This is a genomic window from Pseudovibrio sp. Ad46, from assembly GCF_001623065.1.
Lineage (GTDB): Bacteria > Pseudomonadota > Alphaproteobacteria > Rhizobiales > Stappiaceae > Pseudovibrio.
The window spans coordinates 23755-48267 of record NZ_LMCG01000048.1 but is presented as its reverse complement, the minus strand read 5'-3'; the positions used below and the strand labels follow the sequence as shown (position 1 = coordinate 48267).

Below are 24513 nucleotides of genomic sequence, written 5' to 3'. Positions count from 1 at the left end.
GCCCTCATCAAAAGAGGGAAGCCCTTCAAAGCGGCAATGATTGCTCTGGCGAGAAAGATACTCATCACAGCCAATGCACTCCTCAGAGATAGTGTTCCATTCAATGCATAAACACAGTTGCCGCATCGAGTGCGGGATGGCGGCATCATGGGGGTGATGACAGATTGGAATCTGGCTAGCCCAATCTCCCGTTGAAACGCCCTACACTTTCCACCAATCCACACCCTTGGCAGAAGTACCGATTTGACAAGTTGGATGTTTCATTCCACATTCATGTGTGAGGCGTCGAAACCTCGATACAAGCGGTTACCGCTCCCGTACATGGCGGATTTTTTGTGCCTTTTTTCTGAAGAGGCGCAAACCCTTTGCTATGAGCGGGAGGACGGTGAATACAACACTTCCTTCGGGAAGGAATAAACCTGCCTGCCTTGTATCAGGTTTCGAACCTCCCGCTCGCCAGTGGGTCGTCGAAAGCCCTTTTGACGTGCGGTCCTTCAACTGCCGTATACAAGGGGCATTGAAATGACCAGTTCCCTCTGCGCATGTAGTGCCACAAATACTTTCCAAAATGAAATAGACGAAGTGCTCGTCGCTGCATCTGATTTGCAGAACCTTGCTTATATGCAGCAGCTGTTGCTGAGCGAGAGGATGCAGGACAGCAGTGAGCGGGATGCTTTGTTCACTTTGCATTATGCCTTCCGCGACCGCTTGGAAGCTCTTCAAAAAAGCTGCGGACAGATTATTGACGCGTATTCCTCTCCCATGCCCAAAAGCAGGTTTCGGGAATACGGTCGGGAGCAGGTCGACCAGCCGCAGCCCATAACCAAAACAGTGCTGTTTCCAGACAAAGCCGGTTCCTGATCATCTCAGGCAATCGGCTTTTTTGATGGCTGCATAGGTGCCCGTGGCAGGTGTTTTGCCGCGATGCGCCTGTGCAGACCGACTGTGCTTGAGCGTTTGGCGCCGTGCGTGCCAGCCGCTGTGGTGCCGGAGGCGGAACGCGCATACACCCCGCATTGCCGCCAAGGGTGCCCTGCTGGTCTGCGGAGCTGTCATCCCTTCGCAGGCCAGCGCCTTTACAGGCCGTGGCATGTGGGATGCAAACATAGCAAGAATTGCAAAGAACGGTGGGCGGCGACAGCATAGAGTGGCGGAGTTTTCTTTATCCCTGACCGAGCTGTGCTTTTGATGTTGTACCCCCTGCCCGTTTTGCCGGATTACCTTTGCTTCGCGTTAAAATCAGGCTCCCCTTTTGGGGGAGATGTTGTAGTCTCCTTGCAAGTTTGGGGGGCTGATTATGCGGCATGAAGCTTTGCAGAAAAACATCTATACGCAGCGGATTAACCGGGCGATGGATTACATTGAGCAGAACATCTGCGAGGAGCTTTCGCTGACGCAGATTGCCGATGCGGCGTGTTTTTCTCCCTATCACTTTCACCGTATCTTCAAGGCCATGACCGGAGAAACGGTCAATCAGTTCACCAGCCGAGTGCGGGTTGAAAAGGCCGCGCGGCGGCTGAAGCAGAATGCCAGCATCTCCATTACCGATGCGGCGCTGGACATGGGCTTTGCCTCACCCTCCACCTTTGCGCGTTCGTTTCAGGCACGGTTTGGCATGTCCGCCAGCCAGTGGCGGCGGGATGCGACTGCGTCCGTTGAGGCGTTTGATGGTGAGGCCATGGTGCTGGAACGGCCTGCGAGCGGGCTGGTTGCGGACAAGATGGAGGTGTGCAAACTGGAGCCGCGCACGGTGGCTTATGTGCGCCGGACGGGCAACTTTCAGGAACGGCCCGAGATTTTTGGCGAGGCGTTTGGCGCGCTGATGGCATGGGCCGGACCGCGCGGGCTGATGCATGGGGCGGAGATGATGTGCCTGTTCCACGATGATCCGCAGGTGACCGATGTGGAGCAGATGCGTTTCAGCTCCTGCCTGACGCTGCGCGGACCAGCGGATGTTGAGGGCGAAGTGGGCAAGATGGTGGTTGGCGGCGGGCGTTATGCCTGCGGACACTTTGTGATCACCCATGATCAATCGCAGGCCGCTTGGGAATATATGTATGGCACGTGGTTGCCATTGAGCGGGTACGAGCCGGAGAACATCCCCTGCTTCCAGCTGTATCCTTCCATGACCGGTGAGACGGGGCCACAAACTGCCGTGATCTGCATTCCGGTGCGGCCTCTTTCTTAAGCCCCTGTGATTGGTAAGCGGGTTGCCGTCAAACTGCGCCTGCGGTTTATCGCGGAGTTAAGGGGCGCCGCCTTAGGGTTTGGCGGTGTTGGCTGTTTGCGAGCGGTTCATGGTCTTCGGCTGGATATTCAGGCGCCTGTTCTTCTATCACCTCCTGACCCTGTTCAGGATGTGGGGCATCTACCTGTCTTTGCTGCTGTGGGCACGCAAGGGGCTCTATTGGGGGCTGCTTGCGGGTGTTTTGATGACCGTGCTGACGATCATCTATGCCATCGGGATTTACTGGGTAACAAACTGGGTCATTGTGCAATCCGGCGGATATGTGCTGGCTGAGGTCGCCTGCTGGTCGCTGTGGGTTCCGCTGGTGTGGATGGCAGCGCTGGATACCCAGCTTTACATGGTCTGCCTGCGCACACCCAACCAAAAACTGGCTCGGCAACCTGCTCTCTACATGGGCGTATGAGGAGAAGATCCGGACTCATCTGGAGATGGTGCGGGAGAAGGCTGGGCGGTGATGCTGTTTGCTTGAGGCAATGAGCGCTGAAGAACGGCGTCAGCGCTCTATCTTATCTTTCGCTCTATCGAGTTTTACAGGACAGCAGGATCCTTGAGGTCTGTGTGCTCTCATCCACGAGCGGTTTCTTGCTCAGGATACCGAATTTGTTGGGATCGGCATTTGGCAGGCGGGAGTTACACATGGGCGTGACCGTCTCGAAGATCGCCGCCAGCACTTCCTGGTTCCGGAATGGATTGGTGGTTGGGGTGATACTGAGCAGGAATTGCCAGTTCCGCGCTTTGTCTGGCTTGCCATAGGACAAGGTGTATTTGCCAACCTTCTTTGTATAGGTCAGCGGGTATTTGCCAGACTTGATATTCTCATGAATGAGTTTTTGGTTGGGGCTTTGGCAAGCTGCAAGAGCAACACCGCTGAGCACAAGAGCTGCAGCCAGTTTCAGTTTCGGGTGCATTTATGGACCTCATTTAAGAAGGCCATATCCTGCAAAGCTTGAAGTATTGCTAGCATGGCCTTAAGCAATAAAGGTCTCATGTCTCATTTGGAGCCGGAGTGAGGCTGAATGCTCTTTTCAGCGATCACCCAAAGATCTTGTCGATGTCGTCTTGTGAGAGCAGTTTCCAGCTCCCCTCTTCCACGCCGTCCAGGGTGAGATTGCCGAGTTGGGCGCGGTGGAGTTTGTTTACGTGGTTGCCGGTGGCGGCGAACATGCGGCGGACCTGGTGGTAGCGGCCTTCGTGGAGTGTGAGGCGGGCTGTTGTCTCGCTCAGGACTTCCAGTTCTGCTGGTTTGAGCGGCTTGGTCTCGTTCTCCAGCATCATTTCACCGGATGCAAACTGATCCGCTTCCCCGCCTGTCATCGGGCGGTCGAGTTCAACCTCATAGATCTTTGCGGCATCTGCCTTGGGTGAGATGATCTGGTGCAAGAGTTTGCCGTCATCAGTGAACAGCAACAGGCCTGTGGTGTCCTTGTCCAGTCTGCCCACAAAGGACAGAGCTGGTTTGCGGACGCGGTAGCGGTCTGGTAGCAAATCAAACACCAGACGTCCGCGATCCTTCATGGAACAGGTATAACCCAGCGGTTTGTTGAGCAGGATGACGGAGCCCTCTGGCGGGTCCAGCGGCTCGTCATCAAACAGGATATCTTCATGAGACAGCTTGCTATCGGCTTTAATTGGGTTGCCATCCTTATCAGTGACCCAACCATTGCGGATGGCGGCCTGCATCTCTTTGCGGCTGCCATATCCCAGATTTGCCAATAGCTTTACAAGTCTCATTTTTCGAACCTTCGGTTCTGTTGCCGCGTACGCTTATCCGAAAACCGGTACCCACTTTTCGGGCGTACATGTTTAACGCGTACGCTTATCCGAAAACCGGCACCCACTTTTCGGGCGTATGCGCGCTTTACTTACTTATTCGCCTTGATGGCACGAATGACTTTGTAGCCGTTCTGGTCTGCCATGATCTCGTAGGAGGCGAACACCTTATCCAGCGTTGCTTCATATGGCAGATGACGGTTGGCGACCAACCACAGATGACCGGATGGACGCAAGCCGCGGGCGGCGGATTTGATGAATTCCTGCCCGATATCAGCCCGGTCCTGCTTGCCGCCTGCATGGAATGGCGGGTTGGTGAAGATGAAGTCGTAGGTGCGTGCCAGCTTTTTGGTGGCATCCTGCCAGATGAAGTCCAGCGCGACCTCTCCGGTCTTACCCTTCAGGTTCTGCTCAGCCAAGTCCAGCGCGCGCTTTTCAGCTTCATAAAGATCAATAGCTTTGACCTTTTCGCGTTTGGCAACTTCACGGGTCAGGTAGCCGAAACCACAGCCCAGATCAGCGCCACGGCCCGCCAGTTTCTCTGGCAGTGTCGCGACAAGAAGCTGAGAGGCTTTGTCCAGATGGTCCCATGCGAACACGCCCGGACGGCTGACGAACTCGCCCTCCATGATTTCGCGCGGTGCATCCAGTTTGGACCATTCTTCCACCAGCTCGTGGTTCACATTTTCTGATGTAATTTCTGCCCAGAACACACGGCATTTGTTCTTGGAGACTTTGCCGGTGTTGCCTGCCAGTTTGGTGAGATCGCTTTCAGCGGTCTTGGCACCTTCTGTATTGGAGGCGCTGACAACAACGAGGCCGCCCTCACCTGCGGACTTTACAGCCTTTGCCATGAGGGCGCGGGCTTCGTCACGCTGGCGCGGTGGCAGCAGCATGACGAGCGGGTACTGGCCGTCAACTTCCGGTGCAACTGTGAAGCCTGCGCGTTCCAGATTGTCTCTGTCTGGAGCGAAGGTCTGCTGGCAGATCAGGCGGTCTTTGGCGATGCCATTCATGGCAAAGCCCATGCGTGCACGCAGGAAGAGCGCTTTTTGATCAGCGGCACCTTCCTCAAAAAAGTTGAGCAGGCCATCTTCAAATGGCAGCAGCAATGTATCGAGAGCTGGATCTTTCATCTTATTCTTATCCTTGCTGCCCTGGAACCTGTCGCGTTCACTCAAGTCACGCGCCGAGCCCAAGGCTTTGTATGTAGGCGTATTCTAGTCCAAACCGCTTTTCGGAGATAAGCTTAAGACGTATGCACGATTTCGCGAGTTTCGCGGAAGCCGATATCAGGGTTCTTTTCACCGATGTAGCTTACTTCCCAAGCGTTTTTGAAGAGGTAAACAGGCTTGTCGTCCCGGTCCAGTGCCACATGGGCGCGGTTGGTCTCAAGGAACTTATCAAGTTTGAGCTTGTCGTCACACTCGATCCAGCGCGCTGTGTTGTACATGGCGGTCTCGAAGCCGATTTCTGTCTGGTATTCCGCTTTCAGGCGATCCACCACAACGTCCAGCTGAAGCACACCCACAACACCGACAATCCAGTTGGTGCCAATGGCTGGTTTGAAGATCTGCACCAGACCTTCTTCTGCCAGATCTTCCAAGCCACGGCGCATCTGTTTAACGCGCATGGTGTCTGTCAGGCGTACACGGCGCAGAATTTCAGGCGCGAAGGCTGGCAGACCAGTGACGTGGATTTCTTCGCCCTCAGAAAGGGTATCTCCCACACGCAGCTGGCCATGGTTTGGCACGCCGATCACGTCGCCCGGATAGGCCTTTTCCGCAATCTCACGCTCTTCTGCAAAGAAGAAGATTGGAGCGGACACGGTGATTGGCTTGCCAGCACGCACATGCTTAAGCTTCATGCCGCGTTTGAATGTACCGGAGCACAGGCGTACGAACGCGATGCGGTCACGGTGTTTGGGGTCCATATTGGCCTGAACCTTAAACACGAAGCCTGTTACCTTTTTCTCTTCCGGCTTGATGGTGCGGCCACCCGTTGCTGGCTGAGAATGTGGAGGTGGTGCATATGCGGCGATGAAATCGAGGATCTGGTCGATACCGTAATCGCGCAGAGCAGAACCGAAGAAGACCGGGGTCAGATGCCCTTCTAGGAAGCTTTCGTGATCGAACTCAGGGTAACCTGCGCCGCCCAGTTCCACGTTTTCTTCCAGTTCTTCGCGGATGTTATCGAACAGTTCACCAACCAACTCAGGGTCTTCCAGACCTTTAACATCTTTGATGGTATCCAGAGCACCACCACGGCCCTCAGTGGAGGTGAAGAAGCGGTTGCCGATATGATCGTAAACACCAAAGAAGTCAGAACCCATACCAACAGGCCAGCTCATTGGCGTTACATCAAGGGCCAGTGCCTCTTGAATCTCGTCAATGACTTCCATTGGGTGGCGACCTTCACGGTCGATTTTGTTGACGAAAGTGATGATTGGAATATCGCGCAGGCGGCAAACTTCAAACAGCTTGCGGGTCTGGGTTTCAATACCCTTTGCAGCGTCAATCACCATGATGGCTGCGTCAACAGCAGTCAGTGTACGATAGGTGTCTTCAGAAAAGTCTTCGTGGCCCGGCGTATCAAGCAGGTTGAAGAGAATGCCATCGCGCTCAAACGTCATCACGGAGGATGATACGGAGATACCGCGCTCCTGTTCAATCTTCATCCAGTCAGAGCGGGCGCGGCGGCGCTCACCACGCGCACGCACCTGTCCCGCAGCACGGATCGCACCACCACCCAGAAGCAGCTTCTCGGTGAGTGTGGTTTTACCGGCATCCGGGTGAGAGATGATCGCGAATGTGCGGCGTGCCTTATAGGCTTCCGTGCCTGCTGTGCTCATAGAGCCTCCTTTTGCAGGCAAACTCCTGCGTATTCTAATAGTGCAGATTTGAGGGTATCCATCTGGCGCAAAGTTCTAAGGTGTTCTTTCCGGCTTATGGCCGTCCGCAGCAAGGAACACCTGACACGCGCAAAATCTGCTGAAACTTTTGTCGGATTGGGTCTTACAGAATGTAATGAAGCAATGCCAGCCCTTCGCTGAACTTTTTCCGCAGGGCATGACAGCCCTGCAAAATTCAAAAGTAATACTGAAAATATTTTAATTAACCCGAACCTCTTACATCTTTACGTTGCATTAACTGGAGACTGAAAAAACGATTTTGCGTGAATTTAGTGATTCCACATTTAAAATCAGAAGGTTCATGCAACTGTTATTTACTTTTCATATTTGACGAGATCAAATTATGTTGCGCAATTTATCTGTTTCCAGCAAGGGTTTTGCCGCCTTTGGTATCCTTGCGGTTGTAGGACTGCTCATCAGCAGCCTCTCCTATTTCTCCTCCGTGCGTGTAAGCCACGATGCGATTGAAGTTGCCCACTTCAACGAGATCCAGACCGAGCTGGAAGAGCTGGAAATTCTGGTTCTTGATCAGGCCATTTCATTGAAGAACTATTTGCTGACGGGCCAGGATCACTGGGCTGAAAAGCTGGAGCTTGATGCAGTCGCCATTCCGAAGATTTTCCAAACCGTTGGGTCGGACGTGGATGCCTTGCAGCTGGAGGCGACCTCCATGGCAGAACTGCTCAGCGCATGGCAATCGTGGATGGATGCTTATACCAACACGCAGATGCTGCTGATGGCCGATGAAGCCACTCATGATGTCGCCCGCGACATGGAGATGGACGGCACAAGTGCCTTGTTGCTGGAAGAGATTGAGCTTGGGTTTGAGGCCATTGCCAAAGAGTTGAAAGTACGCCGTGACGTGCTGATTGGCTCGCAGGCCCATGATCTGCAGATCCTGCAAACAGTTTCGCTGGTGGGCGCCGTGGTGGTAGCTCTGGCCGCAACGCTGCTTGGGTACTTGAATTACGCAATTGTTTCCAAACCGATGGCACGGCTGAGCGAAACCACCCGCGCCCTTGCTCATGGGCAATTGGATGTAAAGATTGAGTATTGCCAGCGCGGGGATGAGATTGGCGCCCTTTCCAAGGCTCTGGAGGTGTTTAAGGGCGAGTTGCAGAAGTCTCAGGATTTTGAGGCTCAACGCACACAAGCCCGGGAGGCTGCAGAAGCACAGCGCCGTGCTGAGCTGGACCGACTGGCCTGCGATCTGGAGGGCTCTGTGCTAGAGATCTCAACAGACATTCGCAGCTTCACTGGATGCAACGGCCAGCAGCCTTGCTGAAATTGCTGCACAGACGACAGAAGAATCCGAGATTGCTTCCGCTTCCTCGGAAGAAGCCAGCCGGAACATGCAGGGTGTGGCAGGTGCAACGGAAGAGCTTTCTGCGTCCATCAACGAGATTAACGCTCAGGTTTCCACCAGCTCAGCAGTGGCGCAAAGTGCAGCTTCTCAGGTTGAACAAACAAACGTCGCGGTTGGACGCTTGCAAGGTGTTGTTGAACGCATTGGCGAAGTGACCAACCTGATCAATGCGATCTCCAACCAAACCAACCTGCTGGCGCTGAACGCCACCATTGAGGCGGCCCGTGCAGGGGATGCTGGCAAAGGCTTTGCGGTGGTTGCCTCTGAGGTGAAGGCTCTGGCCCAACAGACCGGCTCCGCTACAGAAGAGATCGAAGCGCAGATACAGGAAATGCGGAGTGTTGTGGGTGCGTCCATCTCAGCAACCGATGAGCTGACGACGCTGGTGAATTCTTTCCGCGAGCACACCACCGCTATGGCGTCTGCTGCTGACCAACAGGCAACAGCAACCAACAGCATTGCAGAGAACATTTCCAGCGCAGCAGATGGGACTGCAGAGATTGCCCGGGCGATCAACACGGTGAAGGGCTCCGCTGGCAAGACGGGTGAGCTTTCCGAGGAGATTCATCACTCTATCACCAGCCTCTCCCAGCGCTCTGACCAGATGCAGCATGCGATGCAGGCGTTTTTGAGCCAGGTGCGCCCAGGTTAGCTTAGTTCGATCCGTATCGAAACATTCCATGAATGAAGTGGGTTAGAGCTTGAGGTGGTTTTCCATCTCTTGCTTTAGGAGCGTATCTTGCTGCTCAACTATCTTTATTCGGAGTTTTATGAGGAACAGGTGTTTCTGGATCTGCTTGGCCTTTCCTCCGCAGACTGGCAGAGCCTGCTGGAGCGGCGGGTGATGCCAGCGGCCTCCTACCTGTTCACCAACAGCTCACTGTGTGTTTCATTCCTCGGTCAGCATCAGGAACGGGAGCTTTATCGCTTTCACCTGAAGAGCCATCGCCGCTGGTTTGAGGATTTACAGTGTTTTGGCCTGACACAGGAACAGGCCGCCAAAGCGTTCTTCCTCTCCCGTTTTCGTAATGCCAAGGAGACTTTTCTTTCCGGAGAGCTGGGAACTCGCTTGCATGCGTCCCACCCTGAGGTGCTGAGTGCGTTTGACGGGGATCTGGAGGAGCGCACATGGGGGCACTTTCTCAACGGCACCTATGGCATCTGCACCCGTGACGGCCAGCCGGATACAATCTTCCAGAAACAGGTTGGTGTGCGGTACGTTGAGAAGATGACAGAGACCGAGCCTCACCGGTTCTCAGGCGAGCAGCTTGCACTACTGCGGCAGACTGTTGATTTTCTGGACGGTGTCGAATCCGAGTTCGCTCCACACGAGGTAAGTCAGTCGTCGAGACAGCGCTGTATCATTGATGTGCGAGAGCGGTATCTGGCGGAGCGGGTTGCTGCTTAAGGCGTCGCCATGGTGGAAGGCGCAGCGTGGTGCTGCGCCCAACTCATTTTAAGGCATCGGAAATGCGGTGCGAATAACCCAATTTCCATCCACCCATTTCATGACAAACCGGATTTGTGATGGTGTGAAAGATGTCCCTTCCTGGCCACAATACACCCGTGGACCAGCAGCAAATGGATTATTATCAGTGAGGATTGAGCCAGCTTTACAATTGTATCCAATAAATGCAGCCGGTTTAGTTGCAAAATCTGCCTGTACAAGGTCGATCTCTACATTTGCAGCAGAACCCGTTGTTTCACAATTACCAGCGCCTCTTGCAAGGAAAATGGCAGCAACGCTTTCATATTGATCTTCATCCAGGAAAAATGTGTCTGTTTGCTTTGCTTGTGCATCTGCATCACTGCTGAAAATGCCTTCGTTGATCACATGCTTTGCGATATGTCCGCCTTGGTCTCGATTTGTGTCCAGCTCAGATGAAGCAATTACGCTGTCAATGGTTCGGCATTGTTGAAGGGCAGCATTTGCCTCGACCGAAATCGATAGGAAAGCAGCAATTGCTGCAAAGATACTCAGAAATTTCATGGGTTTGTCCCTTGTTGTTTTCGTTGGCAACAAGAGACAGGACGGGCTGGATCGGTGTGTGTGAGGCTGTGTTGGGCTTAAGGTAAAGGCAGGCTTAAGCTTATTTATCTTCGCAGGTCGTTTTGTCGAGAAGGTGGGACCAGACATTCTTCGGCACTGCGATGGAGAATTTGTTTTGGGCGGAGGCGACCATGATGGCGGTGAGTTTGAGTTCTCCGCCTTCGTCCACCATCACCGGACCGCCGGAGCCGCCGTAGTTGGTGTCGCAGCTCGTGAGCCAGAGGTCGCCTCGGTCTTTCAGCAGTTTGCAGTTTTTATCGGCGGCTAGCAAAAACGGACGATCACGAGCATATCCGGCACTGGTGATGTCAAGATTTTGGGTGACTTCCGGCAATTTACTGATCACCGACATCGGCGGCACGTCCAGCGGCTTTGAGAGTATGATTACGCCAACATCGGTTGCGGCATGCTTCAACGTCGGGCGGGTGGTGAAGGTGTAGCCATCCAGCAAGTAGGTGCAGGCGGCTGTGGTGTGGGCGATGAATTTGTCCCGGCGCACCCCGGCCACGAAGTTGATTTTGGAGGGAACGTGCGCTTTGCCGGTGCGGGCGTTGTACAGGCAATGAGCTGCTGTGATGACCATGCGATCTGAGATCAATGTACCAGAGCACATGGAGCGGGAGCGGAACCCGGCGACGTTGACGCGGCCAATGGCGTTCCATGGTTTGTCCCAGCTGTCGATGATTTCGCGATTGTCCTCTCCAATGATACCGGGAAAGAGCTTTTCGGACTTACTGGATTTGTCCTGAGCCTGTGCTGTGGCTGCGCCCAGCGCGATGAGGAGAGCAGCCCCTAAGGTGCATTTGGAAAGCAAGTTCAGCAGCATAAGCAGGTCCTATCACGCCAGTTACGGCAGTATCGCACCTGCTGTTATATGCGGCCTGCGGGCATTCGCCCAGACTAAAAATGCTATTGCTGGTTACTCGGCTTTTTCATCCGCACGGGCCTGCGCGATCACCGGCAGATCCATATTGCCATCCTGGAACTTGAAGTTGAACTGGATGCTGCTGATTTTCCAAGCCCCGCCCTCATGCACCAATGCGATGTGGTAGGTGCCATAGACCACCCATATGTCGCCGCCTTCTGCTCCATCAATAAAGTGGGTGGCAGTGGCGTGGACTTTGACTGTGGCTTTTTGCTCTTTGGATTCAACAAGGGCGTTGCCGATTTGATGATGGGTCTGATCAAAACCGGGTAGCAGCTCTTTCCATGCGGTTGTGATCGCTTCCGGCGTCAGGTCAACGGGTTCCCCTGCCCCGAAGGAGGAATAGTCCAGATGAACAAGGCCAGTCATCGCAGCTTCGACAGACGCCCAATTTCGGTCATCGACATCAATAAAGAAACGACTTATGCGATTTTGGATTGGCCCAATAGTATCCATCTACATGCTCCCAGCTGGTCAGGGCATCCGGCAATGCTCTAACTATTTGTTTTCGCGCGTATCCATCTGTCGAAATCCGGTGTGCATTTCAGGGATAAGCCCGAGTTCGTCTCCAAAGAGTACCATAGCCGCAGACAGACTAGCGCATTTGCCTGCACTACATACCTAAGGAATATAACGGTTACGCAGCGGAATGAGCACCTTCTTCCGGTTCTATGGTTTTCAGAGGTATAATTCTCTGCCGTATTTCCGCCACAAATAGTGACAGATTACTGATCTTTGGGCCGGTGGATCAGGCGGGTCGCAATGGTTTTGCTGTGTGGCTGCTCGCTGCTCATGGTCTGGGTCATGGCCTGCAATGCGGCTTCGGCCCATTCAGGTTCCTGCTGCTTGATTGACCAGATCTCATTAGGCAGGAAGGACAGCATCTTGTCGTCATCAAAGGTGGCAAGGCGTAGCTGGGCCGGGATGTGCCCGAGCCTCTCGCGCAGGACTGCTAAAGCTCCCTCCAGAACCGGCAAAGAGGATGCCATCAGGTTTTGCGGGGCAGTGCCGAGCTTGTCCCAAAGGGTCTGCATCATCTGCTCGCCATCCTGCGTGCGGTTGCGGGCCGACTGGAGTGTCCAGTCATCGCCTGCGTTTTCTGGCATAACATCCAGATATCCACGTGCACGCTCGATGATGGTGGGTTGATTGCTGCCGCCGATCAGGAAGTAGACCGGTTCATTCCCCGCGGCCTTTGCAATGGCTGCAGTCAGATCTTTTGCACCCTCAAAGTTGCTTGAGGTGATGACGGGGGCATTGGTGTTGCCGTAATCACGGTCCAGAAACACCATTGGCTTGGTGATGGTGTTGCCCAGATGTTGCTGGCTGCCGGAGGTGGACGAGACCACAAACAGGCCATCCACATTGCGCTGAACAAGACCGTTTGCCAGCTCCTTCTCCGTCTCCTCATCTGAGTTGGAGCAACTGATGATAAGCTGATAGCCGGTTTCGCGGCACCGGTGTTCCAGCTCTTCAGAGAGTTTGGCGAAGAATGGATTGGCAAGGCGCGGGATGATCAGGCCAAAGGTGTTGGTGCGTTTGAGCTTGAGGCTGCGGGCGGTCAGGTCGAACTTAACGCCATGTTCTTCCACATACTCACGAATGCGGGCCTGGGTGGCTTTGCTGATGCGGTACTTTTCTGCCTTGCCGCCCAGCACCAGTCGCACTGTGGTGATGGAGACGCCGAGCGCCTTTGCAATTTCATCCGGCTTTTTGGCCATTGCGTCGTTTCTCGCCCTGATTTCTTCAGAGCCCCTCCTCGCTTGCTTGCGGTCGCAGAGTACGCTCTAACCCATTGCTCCGGCGTATATCCTTTTGCGAAGTGCATTCAGCATGCCTCACAAATACGCTTGAATGTCGAGTGGTAGTCAGCCTTCCTCAAATTGCCAAGTAGAATATGGCAGGTGCGGGCTGGTGTCCGTGGATATCCCGCGGCATTTGCGTGAGTTTGAGCACCACGCGATGCTCAAACTCATTTTCAAAGCCTCAGAGCATGTCCTTCGCAGAACCTGCGATTTTGACATTAATGCCCTGTGTGAGTGCCTGAGCCACGAATGCCTGAAGCACATCGCGCAGCTTGCCTTCCGGCACATAAGCCACCGTGATGTGGTTGGACTGGTGCCCTGCCATCAGATCGTCACGGCCAACACCATCGAGTGTGCAGTTCATCAATGGCCACTCATAGGTGGTGGCTTTGCGGCGACGCTCGAACTCGTCTTCCGGCAATTCAACCGCATGGCCTGTGCCGATGTGCATGATGACCTGTGTGCCCTCATAATGCGCCCGCGCCCAGAAGAATGCCCCCGCCTTACACTGGCCTGCAATGCTGGAACCGCCTTTGGGGAAGTACATGGCTGGCTGGCGATAGCCTGTTGCGCCTGCAACGCCGCCTTTGAGATGTTCAAAGGGAACGGAGCCGGAGATTTCGAAGTCCCAATAGAAGGTGCCTTCATACTCACTGCCCCAGCGCACATCATGCAGTGTGGTTTCTGCTGGCAGGCCCATGGCATCCAACAGGCGCCACATCATGGTTTGCGGAATGGCAGTACCCATGTCCACTTCGTTGATGCACGGGATTGGTTTGCCTTCCCAGATGATGGAGCCGTCTTCGTCCGGGATCGGGAAGCGCACTGTAGAGCCGATTGCTCCCTCGGCAAAGTCGGAAGCTGCACAACTGTCTTTCAGGCCTTGCTGATACTGCACACCAACGGCAGAGAGACCAAAGCGCGTGGTGAAGCGGGCCATGGCGATCATCATGGCGCACTGTTCCAGCACCTGCTCGCGGGTCAGCTCAGTTGCATCATCGCTGCCGAACTGGAAGGTCATGCCCCGGTCCTCGTAGAACTTCAGGCATTCCTCACGCAGTGACTGAGGCACTTTCTCCATTTCCACCAGTAGCGCAGATTGCGAGAGGCTTTCCAGCGGCATGCCGATATCTGTGAGAGCTTTGACCGGGAAGTAACCGTTCATCATGCCCATGCAGAAGGTATCGAACAGACCAAGGATGGCTTTGTTCTTGAGGATGTACTCGCCTACCTGTTGCCCTGCCTGACCAGCTAGGGTTTGCAAAACCGCATGGTTTGCGGAGACATCTTGCAGATAGGAGGTGTCATGGCTGAGTTTGCCATCCTTCAGCCATGTGGTGAGGCTTGAGTTGAAGAACTCGTCCTCAAACGACTGGGACCACAGACGGGAATAGTCTACGCCAAGGCTCGTCAAAGACCCTGCCATACAGAGCATGCCGACGAGACCCGGCCATGTGCCATCAAAGTTGGCAAGCAGCAGGATTGGTCCTTTGTGCTTTGCAAGGGATGGCGCGATGTGGTGTGAGTACTGCCATGCAGTGAGCAACACGATGAGCGGGGCCTCCGGATCAATCCGCGCAAACAGCTCTGAGCCTTCTTTTTGCGAAGAAATAAAACCGTGACCGCGCGCTGCATCATACTCATGGGCACGCTTCATCTTGAAACCTTGTGCGGTCAGCGCAGTTTCCAACCGCTGCGCGTAATCCTCAAAGGTTGGCCAACAAGCGACATTGGCACTTTCACGAAGGTCGGCATTGGTGACAACAAGGATTTCCTTGTCCGCTACACAGATAGGCGCTGGGGCCTGTGGCAGGTTGAGCACGTGGTGTCCTCCTGAACTTGTTTTGATATTTAAATGGCTTTTTCCATGAGCGCCTTGTGGTGCTGATGGTTGTCGTAAAGATTGAGGTAGACCTGATATTTGGCAGTGTGGAACTCAGCAGTGCTGCGCACCGGCTTTATGAGGCCACCAACACGCACCAGCTTTGCGCTGGCTGACAGAATGTCCTTGAAGTCTCCGCAAGCCACGGCCCCCAAAATGGCAGCGCCCAGCGTGACGGCATCTTCTTCTTCCGCCAGCTGGATTTCACGGCCTGTGATGTTGGCGTACTCTCTGAGCCAGAGCGGGTTTTTGGTGGCTCCGCCACACATGAACAGCTTGGTGATGCTGTGTCCGGCCTTCGTCATTTCCTCGATGATATGGCGCGTGCCATAAGCGATGGATTGCAGAGTTGCCAGATAAAGGCGGGCCAGTGCATCCCGGCCCGTTTCCAGCGTCAGGCCGGAGACAACGCCCTTTGCATGCGGATTGGCACGCGGCGAGCGGTTGCCGTGATGGTCAGAGAGAACATGAAGGCCGCGGGTCGGGTTCGCCTCCCGCGCCTCCAGATCCAGCACCCAGTTGTTGAGGAGTGCGATCTCGTGCATGTCCTGTTTGGCAGCTTCGGCTTTGAGCTCGTCATAGGCGTCAGATTGCCGGATGGTCCATTCCACCAGAGAGCCAGCTGCGCTCTGCCCGCCCTCGCCCAGCCAATAACCCAGCAGCATGGCGCCCCAGTACGGGCCCCAGACGCCCGGCACCATGACTGGTTTCTCGTTGACGATCATGTGGCAGTTTGAAGTGCCGCTGATGATGGCAAGACCGCCGTCCGGTTCTGCCCCAATAAGCGCCAGACCACCTGCGTGCGCATCAATGATGCCAGCTGCAACCGGTGTTCCTGCATTGAGGCCGAGATCCATTGCAGCTTGCTCTGACAGACCGCCTGCGGCTTGCCCCAGATCCAGTACTTTCTCCGGTACTTTTTCCGGTAGATCATGCAGGCCAACGGCTTGCAGCATATCCTCTGCAAAGCGGCCTTCGTGGGCCAGATAGTTCCACTTGCAGGTCAACGTACAGGTGCTAGCGGCATCCGCTCCTGTTGCTCTCCAGACCAGATAGTCAGCCAGATCAAAGAAGCGGACTGTGTTGGTGTAACGATCTGGATAATGAGTTTTGAGCCAGAGGATTTTCGGCAGTTCCATCTCAATGGAGACTTCACCGCCCACATACTTGAGTGCCTCATCGCCCGTGGCGTTGATCAGCGCCGTTTCCTCGGCAGCCCGATGGTCCATCCACATGATGATATCCTGGTCAGTATCACCATTTTCAGCGACTGAGACAGGTTTGCCCCCCTGCGCGACAGCCACAAGTGAACAGGTGGCGTCCACACCCAACGAGCGGATCTCGTCTGCAGACACGTTTGCCTTGGCCATCGCCTCTTTCATAGCCGCGCAAATCTGCTGCCAGATGTCTGCGGAGGACTGTTCTACGAAGTTGGTACGTCCATGGAACTGCTTGATGGGCCGGACTGCGAAGGCCAGCCGCTCTCCATTTTCATTGAACAGTCCTACACGTGCACTTGCAGAACCGACATCAATGCCAGCGTAACATGTCTGTTTCATACGCGGCCTCCCCTTTCGACTCGCGATTGTTCTTCTCTCCTGCTAACTACACCTGCTAACTCGTGTTAGCAAGTGCAAAGCAAATGGTATTTATGCAAAAATTCTCATAGCGCAGCGTCTCTTAGCGTCAGGATCACCAAGCAGCTTCAGGCTTTTCCCAAGCCTGCTCTCCCTCCAACAACTGCGGGTTCTTTTTCGGGAACACGCAGTGGATGCAGACAGCAAAGCAGGCCGGAGGATGGTTCCGCCAGCCACTGATTTTCAGGATTTGTGTGGTTCAGGAGAGTTACTTCGGCTCTTTCGAGCGGTTTTGTGCATCACACAGCAGTCGGGCGAAGAATCCGTAACCGATGCCAAACGCAAGCGCGCGGACCACCAGGTCAATGATGAAGAAGAGCCCCATCTCATCTCCCGCAAAGGACGGGACCGGGCTGAGCGCACCAGCATAATCACTGCCGGACAGCAGATAGCTGCGCACCATCATGGAAATGGGAATGCTGACTGTGAGAGAGCCGACAAACAGGCCCCAGTACACAGAGCCGGTTGGTGCCTTATGTTCACGGCGCACAAAGATCAGGCTAACCAAAACCACAGGCAAACCGAGCTCAATGAACAGATTGCCCGCTTCTTTGATGCCATAGTGATAGACCAGCACAGTTACAGCCACCTGCACCATCGTATAGATCACGATGAACGAGCTGAGATAGAACCAGAGAGAGCGGTGCAGTTGTATCATGAGAATTGCCAGTTAGGGGGTGGTCAGCATGCTCTCTTGACCATGAGCTGTGTTTGTTTGCAATGCTCTATGCATCTCATATTGCTGCAGTGTTTTTGTTGCCCCCAGTTTTGACAGGGCCTGCATGATGGTCCCATCCCCTTCATCCACATTAATGAACGTGAGCGCATCTTTGCTCACACTGTCAAACGCAGCTTTGAGCAACGCAGAGGCATGGCCCTGACGGCGATAGTCCGGAGCTACAGCGATTTGCATGACTGCGCCCGTTTTGCGGGTAAACGCGATGTAGGCCGCAAGCTGACCATCCTGCTCAATCTTGTAGGTGGCAACACCCTCAGCCAATGCCCGGATTGCGAACGCAGTGTTTTGCCAGCTGGGAGCACATTCCCACAGTTCAGCAGCTTTCGTTTCGATCTCAGCCCAGTCAGCGGATACTGGTGTGCGCTCAAAGCCTCGTTCAGCGATTGCTGCTTTGTGTAGGCTGAAGCACTGAAAGTTGCGCTTCGTTTGGAAGCCGAGCTTTTCGTAGGCCTTTACGGCTGCTGTGTTGCTGGTGATCACCTCCAGCTGGACGTGATGATAGCCTTGGCGAGCTGCGTGTTCTTCCACTTTGGCAAAGAGCCTGCTCGCAATCCCCTTGCCTCGAGCCTGTAGCACAGTTCCGGTGGAGACTGCGTAGATGGTGCCAGGATAAGCGCCTTGCTTGCCGATGAACCAGAAGCCAACCAGCTGCTCATTGTCGGTGGCCACCCAGGACAACTCCGCGTCAAAGCCTCGAGCCATAATCATCCTCTCAAAATCGGCGAGCGGCATATCCATCTGGATGACATAATCAGAGAACGCCAAAACCATAACCTGATGCAGCTGGCTCAACGAAAACTCAGAAGCTCGACGAAATGAAACCACACCCAACCCTCTCACCACACTGAATCACCCAAAATGATGCCAACACCACCTGAATACCCTGAACAGGGGCTAATGCTCAATGCGTTGGTGTGAGGATTTGGGTCGCAAGCTGTACTTCGCCCCTTCGTAGCAATTGTTATCGCGTTGCTTCAGACAGGATGCGCATTTCGCGTTCGCGTGATTGGGCAATTGGATCTGGAGTATCTGAGTTAGAATGCGAGACCCCTGGGTGACACATGCAAACACTATCCTGAGACGCAGTCTGCTGCCATATTTCCAGCAAGCCGCTAAAATCACTTTTCATCGAAAAATCATAGATGCCTGCAAAATCCCTGTTATAGCGAATGTCATAGCGATCAGCTTGTTTCTTAAACAACCAGCTTAGGTAGTTCAGGAACAATGACTTAAAACGATGAGGTCGCTTCAGAACACCCTTTAACGGCCCCCCGCACTGCCGCACCCAACCTTTAAACCCAGCAGCATGCAGTGCCTTGACGCATGCATTTCGGATTTGGGGGAACAGATGTACATGCTCATGACCATCTACAAAATCTGGAAGACGGCCGAAATCGCGTTGAAAATTCTCAATCTGCGATGCAATCTCTTTCTCGATTTGACAGGTATTCAACTTGCGTAAGTGCGATTTGAGCAAGAGCTGCGGCATTGTTGGGAACGCAGCCCATTCTAAAGCTGAGGATGATGGCTTAAGCCAATCCCCTGTCAACGTGATATGAAGCCCGATCTGGATATCGGGCCTCTGCTTACTCAGCACCTTTAATGCTGTCACGTCCTTTGGCCATGCATCTGTGACCACCATGCACGACGTGCCTTGAATCTTATCGTTCTCCAGCAACCACAGAATGCTTTTGCTGATTTCCGAAGTGTAGGCGTAATCATCAGCCACCAAGCGCATTTGCAACCTCAGTTGTTTTGGAGCTTTGGCTATGTTCTTCTGCGACGATGTAAATCGGACGCTGCTTAATTTCACGCAGCATATGTCCAACGTACTCACCAACAACCCCCAGTAAGATCAGCTGAAGTCCGCCTAAGAAGACCGTTGCGGTGAAAAGGGATGAGTATCCAGGCACATCATTGCCAAGCAGCAGCGACGACAACACAATCCAAAAACCATAAAGAGACGATGGGATAGCAATTGCTACCCCCAGAAACATTGTTGCGCGTAGTGGGACCGTTGAGAATGAGATAACGCCCTCAGAAGACAAACTAAGCAGTTTTAGGAAATTCCACTTAGTGGTGCCTGAGATGCGTTCTTCTGGTTCATACTCAATCGCGCTTTGCTTGAAGCCAATCCAAGTAGAAAGGCCTTTAAAGAAACGTATGCGTTCCTGACAAGACTTTAGCGCTTCCAAAGCGCGAGGAGATAGCAGCTTATAGTCGGCAGCGTTTGCAGGAATTTCAAACCGGCTCCCTGCATTTATCAAGCGATAAAAGATCCCAACCAGCTTCTGTTTGATCAGATGATCTTGCCGTTTATTGTGAACCGCATAGACAACATCATTGCCTTCCTCTTTCCAGCGGCGAACAAACTCAGGCAACATTTCAGGTGGATGTTGACCATCACTATCGAGGAAAACAATCGCACCTTTTTGACAGCGTTCTATTGCCGCCACCAGCGCAGCTTCCTTGCCGAAGTTGCGGCTAAAGCAAACGGTCTTCACACTGAACCGGCCACTTGAAAGCTGGTTCATGATCATGGGGCTGCCGTCAGAGCTGCCGTCGTCTACGTAAAGAATTTCGATATTTAACGCGAACTGATCAATGAGCTGCTCAGCAACTTTTCCAAGACGTTGGTGAAAGACCTCCAAAGACTCAGATTCGTTAAATACTGGCACTGCAAGTGTGAGGGTGTTTTCACTCATAGTCATTCTCCCTCACATGTCACAGCATTTGGACCTAATACAGGTTTCAAAACAGCAATCCAAACTTCAGGATGTTTTTTGTAAACTCTTCCGCCAGGAGCAGGCCAATGTACTTTTTGAGGAGCAATCACACACATTCCAGCAACCTTGGCTTTAGGTTCTTTATAGTCAACGTAGACCGCGCCTTTGGTTTGTAGATCTTTCTCGTCAATCCACGGGGAATACTTAAGACTTGCCTTTTCAAAGAGTGATGCCCGTTGAGACGCATACCAAGCCACAGTTCCTCCTGGCCAACGACTACCAATGGTGTACTCAAAAGGCTCAGACTCGTGGTTGTACCAATACTTTTCCACGATCTGAGTTAATGCCGGACCATCATGCTGCATGCGAGCAGGCTTGCTTTTCACCATTGGAGAAAACACGAATATGCCGACATAAATCAGTACCAGCAGGCCGTACAGGATAGTCCACGAAGCTATGAAGCGCTGTTTGAAAGAACCTAGACTGACATCCAATGAATTGGCTGCAGCACCAATAAGGCCTGCAAACACAACACCAAGTGGGATTGACCATGCAGTCTTGATGTCTGCACCAAGTCCCAGAGAGATTGCAGCAATTACAACGACAGGGCCGATAACAGCAAACAAGAACGGATCTGACCATACGTCGTTGATGAGATCACCAACCCGAGCAAACGACGCTAACTTCATCCGTTGCCACCCTGCAGCAATTGCAAGCGCAAGCAACATTGGAGCAACTGAATAAATGAACTCAATTAGATACTTGATCGGCATCGCAAAATGCAGATACCACGCTGTGCCTTCACTACCAGAACGGTTCATCGCATATTTAATTGGGAGAAAATCAGTATCCACTAGCCAGAGTACGTGGGGTGTAACTGCTATCAGAAACATAGCTACAGCGAGGTAAGGCCCTGGCCGTAAGAGTAGATCTCGACGTCTAAGCAAGACCCATAATGTTGCGCTGATTAGAAACACACCAGCAATGTACTTACCGTACATACCACCAGCACTCACCACCCCAAACATGCCCCACCAGAAAAGGCTATCTTTTTCTTCGGCCTTCAAAAAAGTGAATACCATCCAGCTCCAAAATGGCAGGAAGCCCATATTCACGTTGTATTCGATAGAAGTTAGTGTCGTGAAGTGCGTCAGGAAAACAGCAAGAACAGTATATCCGCAGGCTTTTGCTCCATATCGCTCATGTACGATGAAAAGGACCGGAATAATCGCCAGGATGGTGCAGAGTTGAGAGCTGGCGAATACAATCCAATCCGAGCGCCCAAAGAACCTTACAACAATGTCAATCATCCAAGCTGACATTGGCGGGTGCTTAAAGTACCCCAGTTGCCATTCTTTACCCCAATACAAAGACTCGATTGCATCCAAAGGCAGGTTACTCGCAAATATCGCTGATATCGCTGTGTAGAGCACCAGATGCGCAGTTAGTACTGCCAAAACGAGCCAAACTGATCCGATGTTAACCCGAGCAAAAATACTTTTGTCCGAAGCGAACTCTGACTTGATGTAATCCGTGTCCATAACCACCAAAAAGGCTCAGCCCCGCAGCAGCAGCCCGAGGCATCCCTAAATTCTCTTAAAAATAGCAATTTCAGTGCGTACAACTAACAAATATATTTTCGAATCTCCACGTTCAATTCGATATCTGGTTGGATTATCAGGCAAGTCGCAATGCCCTGTGTTCTTTCGGTATCAGCTTATGTGAATAAATTAAATTAATTCATTGAAATAAGTCAGTTGCGCCGCATTCACTGAGCATAAATAACTATTTAAAATACCCACTATTTCTATACATCTCCCTACTGATACGAGATCTCTAACTAAGACGTTATTCAAGCCAACAAAATCAGAACACTTCCATTTTCCTTCCTTGCTTCAGAGTTTTAGAAGGTAGTCGCTTCCTTCCAGCTTTCCATTACGGGTTTCCGTGATTGTTCTCGCTGTTTCGTGAAAAGGTGTTCTCAAGCAGGGGAGTAGGTATAAAGCTGTCGCGTTTTTGGGGGAGTTGTGCTTTTATCCTTCCTGGTGTTTTTCGGGGTAAGTATTTTCGGGGATACTTGCCCAGCTTCCGGGTCGTTGCCATGCGTCAGTTTCTTCTTCCTATCGCCTCTTTGCTTTTGGGCTCTGCCTTCCTGTTTTTTGCCGGTGGTGTTACCGGTATGCATTTGCCGCTTAGAGGTACGTTTGAGGGCTTCTCCTCTCTTTCTCTCGGTCTGTTGGGGACTGGCTGGGCAATTGGGTATGTGACTGGCTGCCTGAGTGTGCCGAAGATCGTGCAGCGGGCGGGGCATATTCGGGCCTTTGGTGTGATGGCATCTTTGGCGTGCTTGTCAGTTCTGGCTTCCTCCTTGATGGTTGATCCCATTGCATGGATTGCCTTTCGCTCCGTGGCAGGGTTTGCTTTTGCCGGGGCGGCTATGATCGTGGAAAGCTGGTTGACGGAACGCTCGGACCCAAGCAATCGCGGGGTTGTTTTTGGCACCTACACCATGGTGAACCTTGCTGCGACCACGGGTGGGCAGGTGGTTCTTTCCATGGGGCCGATTGATGGGTTCGAGTTCTTTGTGATTGCCTCCATGTTTTATGTGGTGGCGCTTATCCCGACAGCTGTCACGCGCACCCCTGCTCCGGCTCCCCTTGCACAGGTCAAACTGGATATTAGGCGGCTGTGGCGTAACTCTCCTGTTGCCGTGGTTGCTGTTGTCCTGACTGGCGTTTCCAACGGCAGTTTTGGGACGTTGGCGGCGGTATATGGCGGGAAAGTTGGCCTGCCGATTGCCAGCATCACGTTGTTTGTGAGTTCCTCCATTTTGGCTGGCGCCTTTGCACAGGTCCCAATCGGCATGATCTCAGACCGCACGGACCGCCGCTATGTTGTGATTGCGATTGCTGTGGTTGCCTTGGCTGCGGACTCCATCTTCCTGTTTGCAGATACCAGCAGTGCCAACATCGCCATTGCCTCAGCGGTAATTTTTGGCGCCGCGATTTACACGTTCTACCCGGTGCTGGTTGCCCACGCGAATGACCATGCGGATGCGGGGGATGCGATGCAGACCAGCGGTGGTTTGTTGCTGATGCTTGGCGTGGGGTCCATGATTGGGCCATTTCTGGGTGGCGTGTTGATGAGCGTTTTCGGGTCCATCGGCCTGTTCATGTCCACATTTGCAGCCCATGCGCTTATTCTTGCCTTTACCCTCTGGCGCCTCACACAGCGTTCTGCTGTTGCTGAGAGCGAGAAGAGTGTGTTTGTGCCTTCTGCGCCAACGCGCACGGCCACACCGCAAACGATTATTCTTGCTGATGAAGAAGTCGCCAAGGAGATGGAAGTGGACGAGCTGTCAGAACAACCTTCGTCTTAAGTGGTTATGCGCAGGCATTTGCAGGATGCCTGCGTTATCGAATAAATATGAGGTAAAAACTCTTATTTAAACTTGACTATAATTATCAGGTATACAATAGCTCATTCTACAACCTTTGCTATTGCCCGTCCTTATGAGAAGTCAAGCCGATGAAATCCAATCTTTTCGCAGCCGCCTTCGCTGGCGCCCTTTCAACTCTTGTTGCCTTTGGAGCGTCCGCGCGCGATGTAAAACACGAGTTGGGAACGACCACTGTTCCTGATCAACCTCAGCGTATTGTTGTGCTGGAGTATAGCTTTGTTGATGCTCTGGCTGCGGTTGGTGTTGCGCCTGTTGGTGTGGCGGATGATAAAAAGCGGGAACGCATCATCAGCGCTTACACGGATAAGATTGGGCAGGACTGGGTTTCTGTCGGCACGCGCAAGACGCCCAGCCTTGAAGTGATTGCATCCTTAGGTCCAGACCTGATTATCGCTGACAAGACCCGCCACACAGCCGCTTATGACACGCTCTCTGAAATTGCACCAACAGTCGTTTTTGACAGCCTGGGCGGTGATTACCCTTCCGCGATTGCACAGCTGGAAGCGATTGGCGCTGCTGTTGGCAAAGCGGATGAAATGAAATCGCGCGTTGAGGCGCACAAAGCCAAAATGACTGAGATCAGCGCTCAGTTTGAAAAGGCTGGCGACTATAAGATTCAGTTTGGTGTGACCAATGCAAAGGGGCTGTGGCTGCACTCACCTGTTTCCTACAATGGTTCGTTGTTGAAAGGCTTTGGGTTTGCCAGCGGCATGAAGCCAACCAACGGTGCGGTTTACGAATCCAATTATGTGAAGACTTCTCTTGAGCAGCTTTCTGCAGTGAACCCTGACATTCTCATTTTGGGCCGCTATGCAAACCCATCCTTTGCTGACGGCTGGAAGGGGGAAGCGCTTTACGAGAACATCAGCGCTGTGAAAAATGACCGCGTGTTTTATGTGGAGGCGCATGTGTGGTCTCGTCTGCGCGGTATGGTGGCTGCAGAGATGACGGCTAACGACTTGCAAGGCATCATGACGCAAGTACAGAACTAAGC

General features: G+C 53.1%; 23 protein-coding genes. 8 read left to right on the top strand and 15 right to left on the bottom strand.

Annotation, left to right across the window (positions count from 1 at the left end; translation table 11 throughout):
• Positions 1-522: 522 nt before the first annotated feature.
• The 3 genes from PsAD46_RS13165 to PsAD46_RS13150 all read left to right on the top strand — a co-directional run bounded on the left by PsAD46_RS13165 (position 523) and on the right by PsAD46_RS13150 (position 2651).
• Entirely contained in the window at positions 523-861 is a 339-nt protein-coding gene (locus PsAD46_RS13165; RefSeq protein ID WP_063293283.1) for a hypothetical protein, read from the top strand.
• A 436-nt stretch (positions 862-1297) separates the two neighbouring features.
• On the top strand, positions 1298-2188 hold the full coding sequence (locus PsAD46_RS13155) for an AraC family transcriptional regulator (protein ID WP_063307102.1): 891 nt from the start codon (positions 1298-1300) through the stop codon (positions 2186-2188).
• Positions 2189-2273: 85 nt separating this feature from the next.
• Positions 2274-2651 (top strand): hypothetical protein, encoded by a 378-nt coding sequence (locus tag PsAD46_RS13150; RefSeq protein WP_208981835.1) that lies wholly within the window; start codon positions 2274-2276, stop codon positions 2649-2651.
• 115 nt (positions 2652-2766) lie between these two features.
• Here PsAD46_RS13150 and PsAD46_RS13145 read toward each other — a convergent pair whose 3' ends face one another.
• From PsAD46_RS13145 to PsAD46_RS13130, 4 genes are all read right to left on the bottom strand, one after another.
• Positions 2767-3156: a hypothetical protein gene (locus tag PsAD46_RS13145; protein WP_063293287.1), complete on the bottom strand. Its 390-nt coding sequence runs from the start codon at positions 3154-3156 to the stop codon at positions 2767-2769.
• Between the two features lie 124 nt (positions 3157-3280).
• Positions 3281-3979 carry a pseudouridine synthase gene (locus PsAD46_RS13140; protein WP_063305166.1) on the bottom strand — a complete coding sequence of 233 codons (699 nt, stop codon included), beginning with the start codon at positions 3977-3979 and terminating at the stop codon, positions 3281-3283.
• 131 nt (positions 3980-4110) lie between these two features.
• Complete coding sequence (locus PsAD46_RS13135) at positions 4111-5154, bottom strand: class I SAM-dependent methyltransferase (RefSeq protein ID WP_063307101.1); 1044 nt, start codon at positions 5152-5154, stop codon at positions 4111-4113.
• Positions 5155-5267: 113 nt separating this feature from the next.
• Positions 5268-6869, bottom strand: a complete 1602-nt coding sequence (locus PsAD46_RS13130) for a peptide chain release factor 3 (RefSeq protein ID WP_063293290.1) — start codon at positions 6867-6869, stop codon at positions 5268-5270.
• A gap of 403 nt (positions 6870-7272) precedes the next feature.
• Between PsAD46_RS13130 and PsAD46_RS13125 the strand changes: the two genes are divergently transcribed.
• The 3 genes from PsAD46_RS13125 to PsAD46_RS13115 all read left to right on the top strand — a co-directional run bounded on the left by PsAD46_RS13125 (position 7273) and on the right by PsAD46_RS13115 (position 9703).
• Positions 7273-8214 (top strand): HAMP domain-containing protein, encoded by a 942-nt coding sequence (locus PsAD46_RS13125; protein WP_063307100.1) that lies wholly within the window; start codon positions 7273-7275, stop codon positions 8212-8214.
• Between the two features lie 67 nt (positions 8215-8281).
• On the top strand, positions 8282-8947 hold the full coding sequence (locus PsAD46_RS13120) for a methyl-accepting chemotaxis protein (RefSeq protein WP_063307099.1): 666 nt from the start codon (positions 8282-8284) through the stop codon (positions 8945-8947).
• A gap of 87 nt (positions 8948-9034) precedes the next feature.
• Positions 9035-9703 (top strand): DUF6058 family natural product biosynthesis protein, encoded by a 669-nt coding sequence (locus PsAD46_RS13115; protein ID WP_063307098.1) that lies wholly within the window; start codon positions 9035-9037, stop codon positions 9701-9703.
• A gap of 48 nt (positions 9704-9751) precedes the next feature.
• Here PsAD46_RS13115 and PsAD46_RS13110 read toward each other — a convergent pair whose 3' ends face one another.
• The 11 genes from PsAD46_RS13110 to PsAD46_RS13060 all read right to left on the bottom strand — a co-directional run bounded on the left by PsAD46_RS13110 (position 9752) and on the right by PsAD46_RS13060 (position 21600).
• Positions 9752-10285, bottom strand: a complete 534-nt coding sequence (locus tag PsAD46_RS13110) for a hypothetical protein (RefSeq protein WP_063293293.1) — start codon at positions 10283-10285, stop codon at positions 9752-9754.
• Positions 10286-10385: 100 nt separating this feature from the next.
• Complete coding sequence (locus tag PsAD46_RS13105; protein WP_063293294.1) at positions 10386-11171, bottom strand: trypsin-like serine protease; 786 nt, start codon at positions 11169-11171, stop codon at positions 10386-10388.
• A 93-nt stretch (positions 11172-11264) separates the two neighbouring features.
• The gene (locus tag PsAD46_RS13100) at positions 11265-11726 is read right to left on the bottom strand and encodes a nuclear transport factor 2 family protein (RefSeq protein WP_082830618.1); all 462 of its coding nucleotides are present in this window, start codon (positions 11724-11726) and stop codon (positions 11265-11267) included.
• A gap of 269 nt (positions 11727-11995) precedes the next feature.
• On the bottom strand, positions 11996-12991 hold the full coding sequence (locus PsAD46_RS13095; RefSeq protein ID WP_063307097.1) for a LacI family DNA-binding transcriptional regulator: 996 nt from the start codon (positions 12989-12991) through the stop codon (positions 11996-11998).
• A 265-nt stretch (positions 12992-13256) separates the two neighbouring features.
• Complete coding sequence (locus tag PsAD46_RS13090; RefSeq protein ID WP_063307096.1) at positions 13257-14897, bottom strand: signal transduction protein; 1641 nt, start codon at positions 14895-14897, stop codon at positions 13257-13259.
• Positions 14898-14926: 29 nt separating this feature from the next.
• Positions 14927-16516, bottom strand: a complete 1590-nt coding sequence (locus PsAD46_RS13085) for an FGGY-family carbohydrate kinase (RefSeq protein ID WP_063307095.1) — start codon at positions 16514-16516, stop codon at positions 14927-14929.
• Positions 16517-16802: 286 nt separating this feature from the next.
• Positions 16803-17252 (bottom strand): ABZJ_00895 family protein, encoded by a 450-nt coding sequence (locus tag PsAD46_RS13080; protein ID WP_063307094.1) that lies wholly within the window; start codon positions 17250-17252, stop codon positions 16803-16805.
• 12 nt (positions 17253-17264) lie between these two features.
• Positions 17265-18158, bottom strand: a complete 894-nt coding sequence (locus PsAD46_RS13075) for a GNAT family N-acetyltransferase (protein WP_208981834.1) — start codon at positions 18156-18158, stop codon at positions 17265-17267.
• A 136-nt stretch (positions 18159-18294) separates the two neighbouring features.
• The gene (locus tag PsAD46_RS13070; RefSeq protein ID WP_193776946.1) at positions 18295-19062 is read right to left on the bottom strand and encodes a ChbG/HpnK family deacetylase; all 768 of its coding nucleotides are present in this window, start codon (positions 19060-19062) and stop codon (positions 18295-18297) included.
• Positions 19055-20038, bottom strand: a complete 984-nt coding sequence (locus PsAD46_RS13065) for a glycosyltransferase family 2 protein (RefSeq protein ID WP_063293299.1) — start codon at positions 20036-20038, stop codon at positions 19055-19057. The genes PsAD46_RS13070 and PsAD46_RS13065 overlap by 8 nt, the downstream gene beginning before the upstream one ends.
• Positions 20039-20040: 2 nt before the next feature.
• Complete coding sequence (locus PsAD46_RS13060; protein WP_063293300.1) at positions 20041-21600, bottom strand: glycosyltransferase family 39 protein; 1560 nt, start codon at positions 21598-21600, stop codon at positions 20041-20043.
• A 560-nt stretch (positions 21601-22160) separates the two neighbouring features.
• Between PsAD46_RS13060 and PsAD46_RS13055 the strand changes: the two genes are divergently transcribed.
• Together PsAD46_RS13055 and PsAD46_RS13050 are read left to right on the top strand one after the other, a co-directional pair.
• Positions 22161-23438 carry an MFS transporter gene (locus PsAD46_RS13055; protein WP_063293301.1) on the top strand — a complete coding sequence of 426 codons (1278 nt, stop codon included), beginning with the start codon at positions 22161-22163 and terminating at the stop codon, positions 23436-23438.
• Between the two features lie 149 nt (positions 23439-23587).
• Complete coding sequence (locus PsAD46_RS13050; protein WP_063307092.1) at positions 23588-24511, top strand: Fe(3+) dicitrate ABC transporter substrate-binding protein; 924 nt, start codon at positions 23588-23590, stop codon at positions 24509-24511.
• The last annotated feature ends 2 nt before the right edge of the window (positions 24512-24513 follow it).

Excerpts from the sequence above, each read along its gene's own strand:
- PsAD46_RS13165 (WP_063293283.1), top strand. The coding sequence starts at position 523 with ATGACCAGTTCCCTCTGCGCATGTAGTGCCACAAATACTTTCCAAAAT.
- PsAD46_RS13060 (WP_063293300.1), bottom strand. The coding sequence starts at position 21,600 with ATGGACACGGATTACATCAAGTCAGAGTTCGCTTCGGACAAAAGTATT.
- PsAD46_RS13095 (WP_063307097.1), bottom strand. The coding sequence starts at position 12,991 with ATGGCCAAAAAGCCGGATGAAATTGCAAAGGCGCTCGGCGTCTCCATC.
- PsAD46_RS13050 (WP_063307092.1), top strand. The coding sequence starts at position 23,588 with ATGAAATCCAATCTTTTCGCAGCCGCCTTCGCTGGCGCCCTTTCAACT.
- PsAD46_RS13080 (WP_063307094.1), bottom strand. The coding sequence starts at position 17,252 with ATGATACAACTGCACCGCTCTCTCTGGTTCTATCTCAGCTCGTTCATC.
- PsAD46_RS13130 (WP_063293290.1), bottom strand. The coding sequence starts at position 6,869 with ATGAGCACAGCAGGCACGGAAGCCTATAAGGCACGCCGCACATTCGCG.
- PsAD46_RS13125 (WP_063307100.1), top strand. The coding sequence starts at position 7,273 with ATGTTGCGCAATTTATCTGTTTCCAGCAAGGGTTTTGCCGCCTTTGGT.
- PsAD46_RS13055 (WP_063293301.1), top strand. The coding sequence starts at position 22,161 with ATGCGTCAGTTTCTTCTTCCTATCGCCTCTTTGCTTTTGGGCTCTGCC.
- PsAD46_RS13140 (WP_063305166.1), bottom strand. The coding sequence starts at position 3,979 with ATGAGACTTGTAAAGCTATTGGCAAATCTGGGATATGGCAGCCGCAAA.
- PsAD46_RS13100 (WP_082830618.1), bottom strand. The coding sequence starts at position 11,726 with ATGGATACTATTGGGCCAATCCAAAATCGCATAAGTCGTTTCTTTATT.
- PsAD46_RS13110 (WP_063293293.1), bottom strand. The coding sequence starts at position 10,285 with ATGAAATTTCTGAGTATCTTTGCAGCAATTGCTGCTTTCCTATCGATT.
- PsAD46_RS13145 (WP_063293287.1), bottom strand. The coding sequence starts at position 3,156 with ATGCACCCGAAACTGAAACTGGCTGCAGCTCTTGTGCTCAGCGGTGTT.
- PsAD46_RS13135 (WP_063307101.1), bottom strand. The coding sequence starts at position 5,154 with ATGAAAGATCCAGCTCTCGATACATTGCTGCTGCCATTTGAAGATGGC.
- PsAD46_RS13120 (WP_063307099.1), top strand. The coding sequence starts at position 8,282 with ATGCAGGGTGTGGCAGGTGCAACGGAAGAGCTTTCTGCGTCCATCAAC.
- PsAD46_RS13085 (WP_063307095.1), bottom strand. The coding sequence starts at position 16,516 with ATGAAACAGACATGTTACGCTGGCATTGATGTCGGTTCTGCAAGTGCA.
- PsAD46_RS13105 (WP_063293294.1), bottom strand. The coding sequence starts at position 11,171 with ATGCTGCTGAACTTGCTTTCCAAATGCACCTTAGGGGCTGCTCTCCTC.
- PsAD46_RS13065 (WP_063293299.1), bottom strand. The coding sequence starts at position 20,038 with ATGAGTGAAAACACCCTCACACTTGCAGTGCCAGTATTTAACGAATCT.
- PsAD46_RS13155 (WP_063307102.1), top strand. The coding sequence starts at position 1,298 with ATGCGGCATGAAGCTTTGCAGAAAAACATCTATACGCAGCGGATTAAC.